This is a genomic window from Parachryseolinea silvisoli (assembly GCF_021190955.1).
Lineage (GTDB): Bacteria > Bacteroidota > Bacteroidia > Cytophagales > Cyclobacteriaceae > Ohtaekwangia > Ohtaekwangia silvisoli.
In genome coordinates this window covers 907,325-924,134 of the sequence record NZ_JAIOAO010000001.1, presented here as the reverse complement: position 1 = coordinate 924,134, position 16,810 = coordinate 907,325, and the positions used below count along the sequence as shown (strand labels likewise).

The 16,810-nt window shown below is 52.5% G+C and carries 9 protein-coding genes; 7 read left to right on the top strand and 2 right to left on the bottom strand.

What is annotated here, in order from left to right:
• The first annotated feature begins 134 nt into the window (after positions 1 to 134).
• The 7 genes from K7P01_RS03940 (at position 135) to K7P01_RS03910 (ending at position 13,944) form a co-directional block, all read left to right on the top strand.
• Positions 135 to 1,511, top strand: a complete 1,377-nt coding sequence (locus K7P01_RS03940; RefSeq protein WP_267290051.1) for a glucoamylase family protein — start codon at positions 135 to 137, stop codon at positions 1,509 to 1,511.
• Positions 1,512 to 1,522: 11 nt separating this feature from the next.
• The gene (locus K7P01_RS03935) at positions 1,523 to 3,424 is read left to right on the top strand and encodes a 7TM diverse intracellular signaling domain-containing protein (RefSeq protein WP_267290049.1); all 1,902 of its coding nucleotides are present in this window, start codon (positions 1,523 to 1,525) and stop codon (positions 3,422 to 3,424) included.
• Positions 3,425 to 3,742: 318 nt separating this feature from the next.
• Entirely contained in the window at positions 3,743 to 6,724 is a 2,982-nt protein-coding gene (locus K7P01_RS03930) for a SusC/RagA family TonB-linked outer membrane protein (protein WP_267290047.1), read from the top strand.
• 13 nt (positions 6,725 to 6,737) lie between these two features.
• A complete protein-coding gene (locus tag K7P01_RS03925; protein WP_267290045.1) occupies positions 6,738 to 8,252 on the top strand; it encodes a RagB/SusD family nutrient uptake outer membrane protein in 1,515 nt (504 codons plus the stop codon).
• A gap of 48 nt (positions 8,253 to 8,300) precedes the next feature.
• A complete protein-coding gene (locus tag K7P01_RS03920; RefSeq protein ID WP_267290043.1) occupies positions 8,301 to 9,524 on the top strand; it encodes a LamG-like jellyroll fold domain-containing protein in 1,224 nt (407 codons plus the stop codon).
• 89 nt (positions 9,525 to 9,613) lie between these two features.
• Complete coding sequence (locus K7P01_RS03915) at positions 9,614 to 11,623, top strand: glucoamylase family protein (RefSeq protein WP_267290041.1); 2,010 nt, start codon at positions 9,614 to 9,616, stop codon at positions 11,621 to 11,623.
• 101 nt (positions 11,624 to 11,724) lie between these two features.
• Positions 11,725 to 13,944 carry a glycoside hydrolase family 3 N-terminal domain-containing protein gene (locus K7P01_RS03910; protein WP_267290039.1) on the top strand — a complete coding sequence of 740 codons (2,220 nt, stop codon included), beginning with the start codon at positions 11,725 to 11,727 and terminating at the stop codon, positions 13,942 to 13,944.
• Here K7P01_RS03910 and K7P01_RS03905 read toward each other — a convergent pair whose 3' ends face one another.
• Positions 13,945 to 15,366: a tagaturonate reductase gene (locus tag K7P01_RS03905; RefSeq protein ID WP_267290037.1), complete on the bottom strand. Its 1,422-nt coding sequence runs from the start codon at positions 15,364 to 15,366 to the stop codon at positions 13,945 to 13,947.
• Between the two features lie 19 nt (positions 15,367 to 15,385).
• On the bottom strand, positions 15,386 to 16,789 hold the full coding sequence (gene uxaC / locus K7P01_RS03900; protein WP_267290035.1) for a glucuronate isomerase: 1,404 nt from the start codon (positions 16,787 to 16,789) through the stop codon (positions 15,386 to 15,388).
• Positions 16,790 to 16,810 lie beyond the last annotated feature (21 nt).

Sequence of the window (16,810 nt, the reverse complement as noted above, 5' to 3'; positions counted from 1 at the left end):
CTGTACGATTTTAATATATAGATAGTAACGTTTGGGAGAAGCCTCGTCGTACTTGTACGGCGAGGCTTTTTTGTGGTTTGGCAATATCCGCTTTTAGTCCGATCTTTCCTTGACTACAACAACCCTGTCGTGTTATGACCTTATTTCGAAGAACGGCCGCCGTATGGCTATTCCTGGCGCTATGCTGGGCATGTGTGCCGAAACAGCCGGGCGGTGACACTACCGCAACACCTTTTCTCGATTCGTTGTCGCAGCAGACCTTCTCCTTTTTCTGGGAGACCGCGAATGCGGAGAATGGTCAGTTGCCGGACCGGTGGCCCAGCGAAAGCTTTTCGAGCATCGCTGCGACCGGCTTTGGCTTGTCAACGTACCTCGTAGGTGTCGAGCGTGGGTATATCACGCGGGTGCAGGCAGCGGAGCGCACGTTGCGCACGTTGAGATTCTTGCAGCATCTTCCCAAAGGTGAGGCCGCACAAGGTGTGGCCGGTCACAAAGGGTTCTTTTATCACTTCCTCGATATGAAGACGGGCCTGCGGTTTCAACAGGTTGAACTATCGACCATTGATACCGGGCTACTGATGGCGGGCGTCCTTTCTGCGCAGGCGTACTTTGATGGCAGCGATACGACGGAGGTGCATATACGGGCACTGGCCGATACGCTGTACCGGGCCGTAGAGTGGGACTGGGCGATGCAAGACAAGAAGGTCATGAGCATGGGCTGGCATCCTGAACGTGGTTTTATCGATGCCACCTGGCGCGGATACAATGAAGGTATGATCCTGTACATCCTTGCGCTGGGATCGCCTACGCATACCATATCTTCCGAAAGCTGGAAGGCGTGGACCGACACCTACCAATGGACAAAATACCAGGGCCAGGAGTTTGTAAACTTCGGTCCGCTGTTCGGCCACCAATATTCACATCTTTATATTGACTTTCGCGGCATACAAGATGCTTATATGCGAGAGAAGGGCATCGATTACTTTGAAAACTCCAGGCGTGCGACGTATGCAAACCGTGCTTATTGCGTTAACAACGCCGCGGCGTTTGTGGGGTATGATAAAAACATCTGGGGCCTGACGGCATGCGACGGACCGGGTAACGAGGGCAAACAAAATCCCAACGTAGCGTTTCAAGGTTATCATGCGCGCGGCGCGTCCCAGTTTTACCTGCAGGATGATGGCACGATCGCGCCGACGGCAGCCGGTGGCTCACTGGCGTTCGCCCCCGAGATCTGTATACCGGCATTGAAGCACATGAAGCGACGTTTTGGTGTCAAGGTATATGATCGATATGGCTTTAAAGACGCTTTTAACCTGAGCATTGTTTATGAGAACGGCACTACCGGGTGGTTTGATAAAGACTATCTTGGCATTGACCAGGGGCCGATCGTATTGCAGTTGGAAAACTATCGCTCGGAGCTTTTGTGGAAAGTCATGAAAAAGAGTCCCTATATCCGGGCAGGCCTGAAGAAGGCCGGGTTTGCCGGTGGCTGGTTAGACGAAAAATAAACAACAACAGAATGCGGTGGGTGCTGGGATTACTACTGGTATTGGCTGCCGGGCGACTGGCGGCGCAAGAGGTCTTTGTGCTGAATGACAGCGTACCCGAGCGAAACTTCATGCCGTATGAGCTGACGTTTTACCGCGACGCCACCAACTCGATCTCATTCTGGCAAATCTCCGCGCACAATTTCTCCAATCGCTTTCAACAACACGCGGCCTATCAAAACAAGGACTTCGTGCCCGATGCTTCGTATTGGATCAGGTTGCCGATCCGGCATTATGCCCATAGCCGGAAGGTATGGATGCTGGAATTCTACGATCAGACTATCGACTACATCGAAGCCTATGTGCCGCAGATGGACGGGTCGTATCAAAACGTGGTGATGGGTGACAAACAACCCTTCCGGCAGCGACCGCTGCGTCACAAGAACTTTGAGATCGTGCTGGATATAAAGGCCGACACGATGATGTATTATTATTTCCGGGTGCAGTCGCATGCCTTTGCCGACCTGCGCATCGGTGTTCGTTCGGCGGATCGATTTATATACTACGCGCTGAACGAATACTTCTTGTTTGGCATGTTTTATGGCATGATCCTCATTATCAGCTTGTATAACTTCCTGGTATACCTGGCCATCAAAGAGATCAAGAACATCTACTATATTCTCTACATTCTTAGCGTAGCCGCCTACGCCATGAGCTACGACGGCGTCGGGTTTCAGTACCTGTGGCCCTCGCATCCCGAATGGAATGATTATGCGGTGGGCGTTACATTGTGTTCCGTGATATTGTGGAGTCTGGTCTTTACGCGGCGTTTTTTGAGCACGCGTGCTAATGCGCCCCGGCTTGACCGCTGGCTGATGTGGATGATCGGGTTACGCTCGGCTTGGTTTGTGGTGGAAATCGTGTTTCTGCCGCACCTGCTTACCTATCGTGATATCGAGATCATACCGTTGTCGCTGATCTTTTATACGGGTATAGCGGTCTGGAACAAAGGTTATCGCCCCGCCCGGTTTTTTGTCATGGCGTATGGCATTTTATTCTTTGGCTTTTTTATCCGGGCGCTGGTCTACTTTAACATATTGCCTTTTACGACGCCCCTGCATTACAGTTTGCACTTCAGTTTCGTGGTAGAGATGCTGCTGTTGACTTTTGCCATGGGCGACCGCATTCATATATTAAAAGATATGCGGGACCGTGCGCTGCGACGGATCATTCACCAGCACGAAGTCAACATGCAGTTGAAAGACAAGGTTACGCGCGAGCTGGAGGAGAAGGTGCGCGAGCGTACCCTGGAGTTGCACGAAAAGAATCGACTGCTGGAGGAGACCAACATCAAGGTCGAACGCCAGTCGTACGAGATCAACCAGATCAACTCACTGTTGGACCTTGACAACTGGAAGCTCAAGAACAGTTTAAAAGAGGTGTTGAACGAGCGCCTCCTGGAGAAGACCATGGATTACCGGCAGTTCCAGACGTTATATCCCGATACCCTGGCGTGTTACCGTTTCCTGGAAAGCCTCAAGTGGCAGGAGGGATTTCATTGCCGTAAGTGTGGTAATGAAAAGTATTTTGATGGTAGTCAAAAGTTTGCCCGGCGCTGCACCCGTTGTGGTTATAATGAATCCATTACGGCTTATACCATTTTCCACAGCATCAAGTTCCCGGTAGAAAAAGCCTTTTACATCGCCTATCTGGCCGTTGTTGGTAACAAAGATTATACGTTAGAAGCGCTTGCGGCCCAACTTGACTTGCGCGTGAATACGCTTTGGGGCTTTAAACACAAAGTAATTGAGCGGCTGCTGGAGCTTGAGGCCCGGGGCCGTCGGCCGCATGCCTCGCGGTGGGAGGAGGTTATAATAGACCAGGGGCCCGCGGATAAGCGCCTCCATCTTTCTACTACCAAAACTGTCGGGTGACTTCGTCACAGTCCCATTTCACTTCCTCCCATTTCCATTTCATTCGTCACACGTTAAACTGACGTTTCGGGGTGTTTTCACCAGTACTTTATTATGATGTTTTTAATCCGGTAAAACTCCCATGACAGTTGTGCGAAAGCCTTCTGGAATCGTTTGAAATAATGTTTTTCTTCTGGAAAAAAGGCCCTCTATAAACCGATTGCGAAAACGTTGTTTTAGGCGCATTTCGGCGAAATAATGCCTGGTTTCTCTTGCCAAATGCAAACTTCACTAGCGCGAACAGCCCCCAAGACCAACATCTGTTTTGCGAAATGAAGTATGCAAAGAATTCTTACGCTGTTGATTATCTGTGTGTTAGCAGCGCCAGCCTGGGCGCAAAACCGAACCGTTACCGGCCAGGTGACGGATGCCACCGATGGCAGTCCACTGCCCGGTGTGAATGTTCTTGTTCAGGGAACCAGCCGGGGTACGGCGACAGACGTATCCGGCAATTATTCTCTGGAGGTAGGATCCGAAGAAACGACATTGACATTCACTTTTGTGGGCTACAAGACCCAGTCTATTGTGCTGGACGCCCAGACGGTGGTGAATGTGGCGCTTGAAGTCGACTTTACGACGCTGAGCGATGTGGTTGTGATCGGGTATGGCGTGGTGAAGAAATCTGATCTCACGGGTTCGGTGTCGTCGATACGGGGAGCCGACCTGACCAAGGTACCCGCCGTGTCGCCTATGCAAGCGCTGCAGGGTAAGGTGGCCGGTGTGCAGGTGTCGAGCTCAACAGGCGCACCGGGAGCAGCTCCGGTGGTGCGGATTCGTGGTCAGGGTACGTTTAACGACTCGTCGCCGATCTACGTGGTGGATGGTGTTATTGTTCAGGACATCGACTTTCTCAATGCGGCCGACATCGAGTCAATGGAAGTGTTGAAAGATGCTTCTTCCACGGCTATCTATGGTGCACGCGGTGCTAATGGGGTAATCCTCATCACGACCAAGCGCGGTATCCAAGGTCAGGAATATCCCACCATAAGTCTATCCGCTGAATACAGCGTGCAGCAATTGCAGAGCAAGATCGACATGCTAAATGGCCGTGACTTTGCTACGTATGTGAATCAGTTTGCGCCGGGATCTTATAACAACGTCGATGCCGTACCGAATACCGACTGGCAGGATCTTATTTTTGATACTGCACCGATTCAGAACTATCAATTTTCCGCCGCCGGCGCATCGCCTAAAATCCAATATTATATCGGCCTCGGATATTTTAAGCAAGAAGGTATTGTTGAGAAATCTGCTTATGAACGCGTCACACTCAAACTGAACAACACTTTCCATCTGAGTAAGAACGTTCGTTTTGGCAATAACTTTACCATCACCCCCTATAAACAAACCAATACCGGTGGCAATGCCGTCTTTGCGACCTACCGCGCGCTGCCGGTCGTGACACCGCGTGATGCTGACGGAAATTTTAATGCCGTGCCGAACGTCGGTAACCCACTGGCGGACATCGAATATACCAACAACGCGGACCGCGGTATCCGGGGCGTCGGTAACTTGTTTGGTGAGGTAAACTTCCTAGACAATGCCTTTACCTTCCGCACCAGCCTGGGTGTAGATGCCAAGTATTTTAAGAACCGTTCGTTTACCCCTGTGTTCTTTGTATCGCCGCAACAACAACGGTCACAAAACCTGTTGATAAAGAAATTCGAAGATCAGGCCACGGTGCTGTGGGAGAACACGCTGAACTTTCAGAGAAACTTCGGTGACCATCACGTCGACGCCCTGGTGGGCTTTACGATGCAAAACACAACATCGGAGTTTTTACGCTTGCAGTCGCAGAACATCTTGCGTGATGATGAGGACTTCTGGTATTTCAACCAGGGCAGCTCCATTACGATCATCGATAGCGAAAAGGATGTGAACGGTGCAGATCCGAAGTATAACTATTCTATGCTATCGTACCTGGCCCGCGCTAACTATACCTATAAAGGTAAATACCTCTTTACCGCTACCTTCCGCCGCGACGGTTCTTCCAAGTTTACCACGGCCAATCGCTATGCTGATTTTCCGTCGGTGGCCGTCGGTTGGAATATTATCGAAGAGTCTTTTTTACAAGACGTTACGTTCCTCGACAACCTGAAGCTGCGTGCCAGCTGGGGTAAGACAGGCAACGAAAAGATCGAATACCTGAAAATATACTCGTTGGTGGACAACGGGGTGAATACCGTGTTTGGTCAGGGCGATCGCCTGTTTTCCGGCGCCACGTATGGCATCACGGGTAACCCTGAATTAAAATGGGAAACGACAACGCAGACGGATGCGGGTATTGAAGCTGGTTTTTTTAATAACCGCTTGAAAGTTGAGATCGATTATTACCGCCGTGTGACGTCCGACATTCTTATTCCCCTTGAAGTGCCGGGCTATCTGGGCAACGGCTCCGGGGCGCAGATCACGTTTAACGCCGGCGAGATTCTCAATCGTGGCTTTGAATTTAACCTCGGTTGGGAAAGCAAGCTTGACAACGGGCTTGGCTACCGTATCGGGGCCGTCGGCACAACTATTCACAATGAAGTGCTCAAGATTCAGGGGGGCGGGAGCGTGTCCGGACAACTGCTCGGGCCCAACTCCATTACCCGGAGTGTGGTCGGCGAGCCCATTGGCAGCTTTTATGGTTACCAGGTAGACGGCGTGTTTCAAAACCAAGGTGAGCTCGATGCCTATCCACACATGGATAACGCCGGTGTAGGCGATGTACGCTTTGTTAATACCAATGGCGACAATGAGATCGACGATAGCGATCGTACATCCATCGGCTCGCCGATCCCGACAATGCTCTACGGCATCAGCCTTGGCTTAGACTTCAAAGGCTTCGATTTCGCGCTTGATTTTCAAGGCGAGTCGGGGGCCGAGATCATGAACTATAAAGAAACGGTGCGTCCCGATCTTTATAATTTTGAAGCGCACGTCATGGATTACTGGCGTGGCGAAGGGACTAGCAACAGTGAGCCGCGCCCTTCCGAAGGTGGCGTAAATTTCCTGCCGTCTTCACGCTTTGTACAAAGTGCTAACTTCTTCCGACTGCGTAACGTCACGCTGGGCTATACCGTGCCGCGGTCTATCACGGACCGTCTGGCAGTAAAAGCCGCGCGTGTGTATATACGGGGTACCAACGTCTTTACGGCAAAAAGCTTTACGGGCTTCTCACCGGAGATCGCCAATGAAAACCCGCTCGACAGCAAAGTCGATCGCGGCACGTACCCCGTCGTGAGCATTTATTCCTGTGGTTTGAACCTGACATTTTAAGAAGCAATAGGTTATGAAAAAGAATACAATAACCCTGTGCTACCGCGTAATGGTCCTGTTGCTGGTAGCCATCCCGTTTAGCTGCAGCGATTTTTTAGACAAGCCACCGCAAGGCAAACTGGTGTCCTCGAATTTTCCGACCAGTGCATCGGATGCCGAGCAGGCTGTCAATGCCATTTACAACACGCTGCGTGTTCCCGAATATAGTTTCGGATTATATCCCATTCTCGACATCATGTCGGATGACGCTCATAAAGGCAGCAACCTGACCGATCAGCGTGCCGTAGTCGGTCCCTATGACAACTTTACCCATGTTGGCACCGAGGCGTCCATTAAGAATTGGTACTCGACGTTGTATCAAGGCGTCAAACGCGCCAACGTCGTGATCGAGAACGTGCCCAACATTGTGATGGATGAGACGTTGCGTACACGCTACCTGGCAGAGGCGCGTTTGTTACGCGGGTTCTTTTACCTGGACCTGGTGCGTGCCTGGGGCGACGTGCCTAAGATCACAACGGTCGTGGCGCCGTTAGGATTGCCCCGTTCGCCGGCATCGGAGATCTATACACTGATTGAAGAAGATCTTACGTTCGCCCGCGACAACCTGTGGGAGCGACATGATGAGCGCTGGTCTGCCAACGATCTTGGGCGCGTGACCGTCGGTACCGCCAACGCATTGCTCGCGCGGTACTATCTGTGGCGTGGTAATTTTCCGCAGGCAGAAGTGGCTGCCCTGGCGGTGATCAACTCGCATCAATATGACCTGGCAGCGTCTTTCGGTGAAGCTCATAGCGAGGCCGGTGAGCAGGGAGTAGAGTCTGTCTTTGAAATAGGCTCAATACGGCAGGAGGGTTTGCCCATTGGTGGCAATCAATATGGCAACGTACAGGGCGTACGTGGGATTCCCAACCGTGGTTGGGGCTTCAACCGTCCTTCGTTCGACCTGATCAATTCGTTCGAGCCCGGCGACCCCCGACTGGATTCTACCGTTCTCGACGTCGGTGAGTGGCAAGATGGTATAAAGATCGTGGGTGACACCGATACACCGGATGCCTATACCAACAGCCTGGTATACCCGGGCTTCCCGAATGGCATTGGAGAAAAGGAATGTTATAACCAAAAGGTATGGACGCCGGGGACAAACGTGCCCGCGCAGTTTGGCTATAACCGTCGCCTGGTACGCTATGCCGATGTGTTGCTGATGGCTGCCGAAGCACTAAATAAAAACGGTAAGCCTGATGACGCGCTCGACTATCTCAACGAGGTACGCGCCCGTGCCCGCGGCACAAATCCCGCGATACTACCCGATATCACCGAAACCAACACAGACGCGCTGAACGAGATCATTCTGCACGAGCGTCGCGTTGAACTGGCGCTGGAAGGCTTGCGCTTTTGGGATCTGATCCGCACCAATAAAGCCACCACCGTGCTGGCACCCTATGGCTATCGTGCCGACAAACATAACCTGTTGGCGATACCCCAAACGGAAGCCGACCTCAACGGCTGGCTGAACAACCCCAACTGGTAATACACACAAACTATCCTAAAATATAGAATAACCAAAAACGAATGAACTATGAAACACACGATTAAATTTTATGCGATGCTCGCCTGCCTGGCGGGTTTAGCAGTATTTTACAGCTGCAGTGATGACGATGATTCCCCCAGCACATTCACCATCGCATCAGCCATGGCGGGCTCCAAAGATTTGAATGGAGCAACGGCGGCTACAGAGGTACCGCTAGATGCAGACCTGGTAGTAACGTTTAATACCGATGTAGACGAGAGCACAGCAACTTCGTCTAACATTACACTCAAGCGTATATTTGACGATGTAGCAGTTCCCCTGAGCTTCGACGTGTCGGGTAAAACACTGACCATTGCGCCCTCTTCTGAATTGAGCGGCGGAGTTCAGTATCTCCTGAGTGTAGGGGCGGGATTGAAGTCTGCAAGTGGTGTAGCATTCGGTGCGGTAGAGCGAACTTTTACAACTACGGGTACCTTTGCTCCTGATGGTGCATTGGCACACTGGCGTTTTGAAAATAACGGTAACGACGAAATGGGTGACCACAACGCCGATGCGTCTGTCGAAGTTACCTATGTTGACGGCCGGAATGCCAATGCCGGTAAGGCAGCCAGCTTTAACGGTACAACGAGTATTATGGAAGTGCCGGATGGTACTGACTTCACCAACACTGCCAACTTCTCGATCAGCCTCTGGATTAAACCTGACACAACCGCGCGTGCGGGAGGAGGAAACTTTGTGCTGGGCCTTGGTGCTTCCAACGGATTCCAGATCGAACTGCATTCCAAAGATGCTAAGATGGCTGCACAATATGATCTCGGCGGTGGCATGACGGGAGGCGAAGATACCTGGATCGACGGCAAAGGGAATCTGGGCTGGCAAGGATGGACGTTCTCTAAAAACTATGGTGCACAAGGTCTGGCAGCCGTATTGCATGGCAAATGGGTAAACCTGGTCTTCACCTACACGGCCGCTACAAAAGTTGGTGCGGCCTATGTAAACGGCGAGCTGGCAAAGACCTTTGACTTTAACAAGTGGCCCGACGGCGACGCAAAACGCAATGTTACCGGTATGAAGTTTAAGACGCAAGATGGCGTGGGGCAAAAACTTGCCTTTGGCTTTATCAATGACAGATCTTCTACTGCATTCGACTATGGAAATTACGAAAACGTCGATGCGCAACACTATAAAGGGTTGCTGGACGATGTACGGATCTACAACAAAGCCATCACGCTGAAGGAAATTGAGGTGATGTATAACTCGGAAAAACCGTAGGTTATAGTTCATACACGTTTAGTTTGGTTTGGTAAAGGTCTTCCGGCTTGCCGGAGACCTTTCCTTCCTTTTTTAATCCAAGCATCATCATGATTGATTTAAAACGTAATACCCGGTTGTGGGCAGTATTTTTAATAATAATAGGATGGGGGCTCTCATCCTGCGGTGATGACGACAAGGATCCGGGCGAACCCGGCACCCTGCAGCTCACCGCCGCGCAGGTGGGCAGTTACGTATTGAGTTTAACCGATGCCTCTAAAAACACGGCGGCGCCGGTCAGCGAGCCCGTGCTGGCGACCTTTGGCGTCGCGCTCGACGAGTCGACCGTCGATGACGCTGTTGTCCTGGCAATAAAGTCTTCGGGTGAGGTTGTGCCTGTAGCCTATGCGTATTCCAATGGAGGCAAGACGGTAGCCCTTACACCAGAATCTGCTTTGGCCAATAACACTATCTATCAGCTCAAGATCTCCGATGAATTGCGAGGCACAAGCGGTGACGTTTTTCCCGGTCACCTGGTCGAGTTCACAACGGTGGGAGCAACTATTACCATTACGTCCTTAAAGATCGGCGGAACAGACGTCCTGGCCATTCCGCGTGTTACAGAGGTCCCGTTGACCGGGACCACGATCGAAGTAGCCTTCTCCCAACCGGTAGATGGTGCTACTGTCGTATCGCAAAATATTTTTGTGACTACCCCTGCGGGTAGCACTGCGCCGACAAGCCTGGTGCTGTCGGACGACAAGCGGAAAGTCACTATTACCCTTACTGGCGAGTTGGGTGACCTACGGCGCTATGGAGTAACGCTTAACTCCAATGTGAAGGGTGTCGCGGGAGAAGTTTTGCAGAATTTCACCAAGAGTTTTTATACAGCGCGTAATGAGACGCCCGATCATTCGGTTATCACGGATGATGCGCTGCTGACACTTGTACAACAACAAACCTTTAAATACTTCTGGGACTTTGGCCATCCTGTCAGTGGCCTGGCGCGAGAGCGTAATACCTCGGGGGATGTCGTAACAAGCGGTGGTTCAGGTTTTGGCATCATGGCGCTGATCGTCGGCGTCGAACGGAATTTTATTACCCGCAGCGAAGGTGTCGAGCGGATGGACAAGATCGTAACCTTCCTGGAAGACGCCGATCGTTTTCATGGTGCCTGGTCGCATTGGATCAATGGCAGCACGGGCGCTGTCGTGCCGTTCAGTCAGAAGGACGATGGCGGCGACCTGGTGGAAACTTCGTTTTTGGTGCAGGGTCTGCTTACGTTCCGGCAATATTTACAGGCGTCGGATACCGCGGGTAACAATCTCATTAACCGCATCACTACGCTGTGGCAAGGCGTTGAGTGGGATTGGTACCGCAAGAACAATGAGCAGGTGCTCTACTGGCATTGGTCGCCGGCTTATGATTGGCAAATGAACTTTGCTATGTACGGCTACTTCGAAGAACAGATCACCTACTTCCTGGCGGCAGCATCGCCCACACACGGCATTCCCAAGTCTGTTTATAGCAATGGTTATGGACGTAATGGTGCGATTCGTACCGCCACGACACACTACGGCTATCTGCTTCCGCTGGGACCACCGAGTCCGTTGTTTTGGGTGCACTATTCCTATCTCGGTCTTGATCCGAAATTCTCGGACGATTACGCCGATTACTGGCAGCAGAATCTGAACGCTACCAAAATCAACTACGCCTATTGCGTGGCAAACCCGAACGGCTACGTAGGCTATAGTGATGAATGCTGGGGGCTTACGTCGAGTGATGATGGCCAGCGTGGGTACGATGCGCATTCGCCGTCCAACGATAACGGAACGATCAGCCCTACGGCGGCCTTGTCGTCATTCCCCTATACACCGGAGGAATCGATGCGGGCGTTAAAATTCTTTTATTATACTGTCGGCGATCGCCTGTGGGGTGACTACGGTTTCTACGATGCTTTTAACCTGACACAAGGATGGACCGCAGACTCGTACCTGGCCATCGACCAGGGGCCGATCATTGTCATGATTGAAAATTACCGCACCGGGTTGCTGTGGGATTTGTTTATGTCGGCGCCTGAGGTGCAGGACGGTTTTACCACATTGGGTTTCAGTAATTAATAAACGATACTTCCGGTTGGAGCCCCGCCTTGCGCAATGTCTTCCTGTTATCAGGGAGACTTGCGGGGGTGACCGGGTGCAAACCGCTAATTTTTATAGCTATGAACAAACTGTGTTCACTGACCTTGGCCGCGGCGCTGTTGTGCGCGGCCTGTCACTCCTCCGAAAAAACATCGACCGGTATCGGTACACGTGTCGACTCCGTACTGGCACTCATGACGCTGGACGAAAAGATCGGCCAGCTCACTCTGTTCACCAGTGATATCGATGTTACAGGGCCAACGATGCGCGAAAATTATAAAGAAGACATTAAAGCCGGTCGGGTAGGGGCTATCTTCAATGCCTATGGCGCAGCGTATACACGTAAGCTGCAGGAGATCGCCGTGAAAGAAACGCGTCTGCACATACCGTTGTTGTTTGGATACGACGTGGTGCACGGCCATCGCACCATCTTCCCCATGCCACTGGGAGAGGCTGCAAGCTGGGATCTCGCGGCCATTGAAAAGTCAGCACGGATAGCGGCCGATGAAGCTTCGGCAGAAGGCCTGCATTGGACCTTCGCCCCGATGTGCGACATTGCGCGCGACCCACGCTGGGGCCGCATTACAGAGGGCGCCGGTGAGGATGTCTACCTGGGATCTAAGATCGCAGCCGCCCGCGTAAAAGGAATTCAAGGTGACGGCGTGGGCAGTCTGAATAGCGTGATGGCCTGCGTCAAACACTTCGCCGCCTATGGCGCTGCCCAGGCCGGCCGTGATTATCACACAACCGATATGTCCGACCGCGTACTGCGCGAAACATACCTGCCGCCCTATAAAGCGGCACTCGACGCCGGGGCGGCCACGGTCATGACCTCCTTCAACGAGCTGGACGGCGTACCCGCCACCGGCAATAAGTACCTGATGACGGACATCCTTCGGAAGGAATGGAACTTTACCGGCTTTGTGGTAACCGATTATACATCCATCATGGAAATGATCCCGCACGGCATTGCAGAAGACACGGCTTCAGCAGCAGCCCTCGCGTTGGAAGCTGGTGTAGACATGGATATGCAGGCCGGTTTTTATAACGATGCTCTGGCAGGGTTGGTAAAGGCTGGTAAACTGAAAGAAAGCCTGATTGACGGGGCCGTACGACGGATTCTGCGTAAGAAATTTGAGCTGGGCTTATTCGACGACCCATACCGGTATAGCAGTGAACAACGCGAAAAGGAAACCCTGATGAGTGCGGCGAACCTGGAAGCGGCGCGCGACGTGGCCCGTAAGTCGATCGTGTTGTTGAAGAACGATAAGCAGCTGTTGCCACTGAAGAAAGATATCAGGAAGCTGGCCGTCATCGGGCCGTTGGCGCATGCCCGCAAAGAAATGATCGGTTCGTGGTGTGCCGCCGGTGATTGGACTAAAGCTTCGACGTTGCTCGAAGGTGTGAAGCAAGCGGTATCGCCGGGCACACAAGTGCTCTATGCAAAAGGATGCGCCATCGACAATGACAGTACACAATCCATCGCGCAGGCTGTACGCACGGCGCAGCAGGCGGACGTAGTAATCCTCGCCGTAGGCGAGGGTGCCTGGATGACCGGTGAGGCCGCCAGCCGCGCATCACTCAACCTGCCCGGTGTACAGCAGCAGCTCGTGGAGGCCATCTATAAAACCGGTAAGCCTGTTGTCGCCGTGTTGCTAAATGGTCGGCCGTTGACAATTCCCTGGATGGATGCACAGATACCGGCAATCCTGGAAGCATGGTTTCCTGGCACGGTCGGTGGTCAGGCTATTGCTGACGTATTGTTTGGCGATTACAGTCCCTCGGGTAAGCTGCCTGTAACATTCCCGCGCGCTGTGGGCCAAATACCGTTGTACTATAGTATGAAGCATACCGGGCGCCCCATGGACCCGAATAACAAGTATACATCTAAGTATCTGGATGAGCGCAACGATCCGTTATATCCCTTTGGATATGGGCTGAGCTATACCACATTCTCGTACGGCCCGGTACAAGTCGATAAGCAGGAGATGACACAACAGGACGAGCTGACGGTGACATGCACTGTGACGAATACCGGGGCGCGAGCCGGAAAGGAGACTGTGCAGCTTTACCTGCACGATATCACCGGCAGTGTTACGCGGCCGGTGCGGGAACTAAAAGGATTTCAGCAAATTGTATTGGAGCCGGGCGCGTCTCAGAACGTAACGTTCAAACTTACCGTGCACGATCTTTCGTTTTACCGGCGGGATATGTCCTTCGGTACGGAGCCCGGTAAGTTTGAAGTATTTGTAGGAACGAATGCGCGTGATGCGCAGGGAACAACCTTTGCGTTACGCTGATCAGGCCACCGGGCTGCCCGTGGTGGCGTAGGTGTGTATATAATGCGATACGCGTGCCAGTAGCCCGGGTACCAGGGTCAGGTCCTGATCCCAGAAGGTTTTGTTGGCCAGCGTTTCGCGCACTGCGTAGTGGGCATCGCCCGTCTTCCAGACCCGGGCGAAGAACTCCAGAATTTCCGGTGTATCGTTCACCGGCAAGGCTTCACCTTGATACGTGCCTTTATAGAAGAGGATGAGTGCGGCCAGTGCATGCAAGAGCTTCTCGGGTAGCGTGCCCCGGCGTGTGTAATACTCCAATACCGACGGCAATACCCGTACCTTATATTTCGAGATGGAGTTCAGGGCAATGCTGCTCAGCTCGTGGCGGATAAAGGGGTTTTGAAAACGTTCCATGACGTCCGCCGCAAATTGCTCCAATTCGCTTGCTGGCAGGTCGAGTGTAGGAATGATCTCGTCGTAGATCGCTTCGCGTAGGAATGCGCCGGTATAGTTATCTTCCACGGCATCGCGTACTGTACGCAGGCCGCGCAGGTATGCCACCGGCACCAATGCCGTATGGGCGCCGTTGAGGATACGGACCTTGCGTGTGCGATAGGGCGTCAGGTCTTGTACAAACTTTACGTGTAAGCCCGCTTGATCGGCGGGGAAGGCTTGTTGGACGGACACCGGCGCCTCGATTACCCAGAGGTGAAAAGGCTCTGCGGTTACGACCAGGTTGTCGGTATAGCCCACCGCTTGTTGAATGTCGTGAATCGTATCTTTTGGAAAACCCGGCACAATACGGTCCACCAGACTATTGCAGAAGGTGTTGGCGGTTTGGATCCATTGCTTGAATGTGGCCGGCAGCTGCCAGTGGTCGGCGTATTGCAGCACGGTTTCGCGCAGCTTGTCGCCGTTCTTTTCGATCAGCTCACAGGGAATCAAAATCAAACCCTTCTCTGCCTCGCCTTGAAATATCTCGAAACGGTGGTATAACAACTGCGTTACTTTCCCTGGAAAACTATCGGCCAGCACGTGGGGATCGGCATCGGCTGCGTTAAATGTAATGCCTGCTTCTGTTGTATTGGAGAGAATAAACCAGAGATCCGGGTTACGCGCGCGTGCTAAAAAGCGTTCAAAGTCATCGTATGGATTAAACGCATCGGCCACACAAGTAATCAACCGTGTTTCCGAAACCGTACGTCCTTGTTGCAGACCGTTTAATACCACATGGTATAAACCGTCCTGCTCGCGGAGCTGGGCTGTCATGCCGCGGCTAATGGGTTGGACAATGTCGATGGCGCCGTAGAAGTCTGTCTTTTCATTCATAATGTCGACGATCCAGTCGACAAACGCGCGTAGGAAATTACCTTCTCCGAACTGAAGTATTTTTACAGGAAGGGTCTGCGGCTGGTTGGCCGTATGGCGATTGAGCTGGGGCATGGAACAACAGGTTAGAGCGTTAGAAGTTGAAGTAGTTTTTAGCGTTGTGGTAGCAGATATCCGAGACAATCTTACCCAACCATTTTTCATCGGCGGGTAGCTCACCGTTGGTTACATCGCGGCCGATCAGGTTGCAAAGGATGCGGCGGAAGTACTCGTGACGCGGAAACGAGAGGAAGCTACGCGAGTCGGTCAACATCCCGATGAAGCAGCTGAGCAAGCCCATATTGGAAAGGGCATTGATCTGTTTCTCCATCCCGTCTTTCTGGTCGAGGAACCACCACGCCGAACCGAACTGAATCTTACCCTTGATGGAGCCGTCGTTGAAGTTACCGATCATGGTACCCATCACTTCATTGTCACCCGGGTTAAGGTTATACAGGATGGTCTTCGCCAGCTGGTTGGTGCTGTCCAGCTCATTCAGGAACCGGGCCAGGGCCACGGCCTGCGTATAGTCGCCGATCGAGTCAAAGCCCGTGTCGGGTCCCAGGATGCGCAGCATGCGCTCATTGGTATTGCGCAGCGCACCTAGGTGGAATTGCTGGGCCCAACCTTTCTGATGATAACGACGGCCCAGCTCGACAAGTGTAGCATATTTAATATACTGTATCTCGGGTTTTGTCAGTACTTCTTTCTTCAAGAGCCTGGCAAAGATCGTTTCTGCCGAGAAGGCTTGCTTGTCTTCCGGGAAGTAAAGCTGCTCCAGGCCGTGGTCGGAAAGTTTGCAACCCAGGCTGTGAAAGAACTCGATACGATTTTCTAGCGCGGCGATCAGCGAGGTGAAGCTGCTGATGGTGACGCCGGAAGCAGCCGATAATTTTTCGAGGTAGGCATTATACGTGACCGGGTTTTCCACCGCGTAAGCTTTGTCGGGGCGAAACGTTGGGAGAATGGTCGTGGCAAAGCCGCTACGTTTGATCTGCTGATGATATTCCAGCGTATCGGCCGGGTCGTCGGTGGTACAAACAACCTCTACCTTCATGCGGGTCAACAGGCCACGGGTCGTATTGGCGGTTTGTCCAAGCTGCTCGGAGCACTGGTGGTAAATACTATCGGCCGAGTCGGGCGTGAGCACCTGGTCTATGCCAAAGTAGCGTTTCAGCTCCAGGTGCGTCCAGTGGTAAAGGGGGTTTCGCATCGTGTACGGCACGGTGGTAGCCCACTGTTTAAACTTATCTTCGTCCGAGCCGTTGCCTGTGATATACTTTTCATCAACGCCCAGCGTGCGCATGGCACGCCACTTATAGTGATCGCCCTCCAGCCATACCTTCGTCAGGTTCTCAAACCGGCGATCGCCGGCGATGTCCTGTGGAGACAGGTGGCAATGGTAGTCAATGATGGGGAGATCCTTGGCAAACTGGTGGTATAGTGTTTTGGCGAAATCGTTTGTGAGCAGAAAGTCTTCGGTCAGGAAATGCGTCATAAAGCGATAGGTTGTCCGGGT

Coding starts and splice junctions, on each gene's coding strand:
- K7P01_RS03935 (WP_267290049.1), top strand. CDS start 1,523: ATGCGGTGGGTGCTGGGATTACTACTGGTATTGGCTGCCGGGCGACTG.
- K7P01_RS03925 (WP_267290045.1), top strand. CDS start 6,738: ATGAAAAAGAATACAATAACCCTGTGCTACCGCGTAATGGTCCTGTTG.
- K7P01_RS03940 (WP_267290051.1), top strand. CDS start 135: ATGACCTTATTTCGAAGAACGGCCGCCGTATGGCTATTCCTGGCGCTA.
- K7P01_RS03930 (WP_267290047.1), top strand. CDS start 3,743: ATGCAAAGAATTCTTACGCTGTTGATTATCTGTGTGTTAGCAGCGCCA.
- K7P01_RS03920 (WP_267290043.1), top strand. CDS start 8,301: ATGAAACACACGATTAAATTTTATGCGATGCTCGCCTGCCTGGCGGGT.
- uxaC (WP_267290035.1), bottom strand. CDS start 16,789: ATGACGCATTTCCTGACCGAAGACTTTCTGCTCACAAACGATTTCGCC.
- K7P01_RS03915 (WP_267290041.1), top strand. CDS start 9,614: ATGATTGATTTAAAACGTAATACCCGGTTGTGGGCAGTATTTTTAATA.
- K7P01_RS03905 (WP_267290037.1), bottom strand. CDS start 15,366: ATGCCCCAGCTCAATCGCCATACGGCCAACCAGCCGCAGACCCTTCCT.
- K7P01_RS03910 (WP_267290039.1), top strand. CDS start 11,725: ATGAACAAACTGTGTTCACTGACCTTGGCCGCGGCGCTGTTGTGCGCG.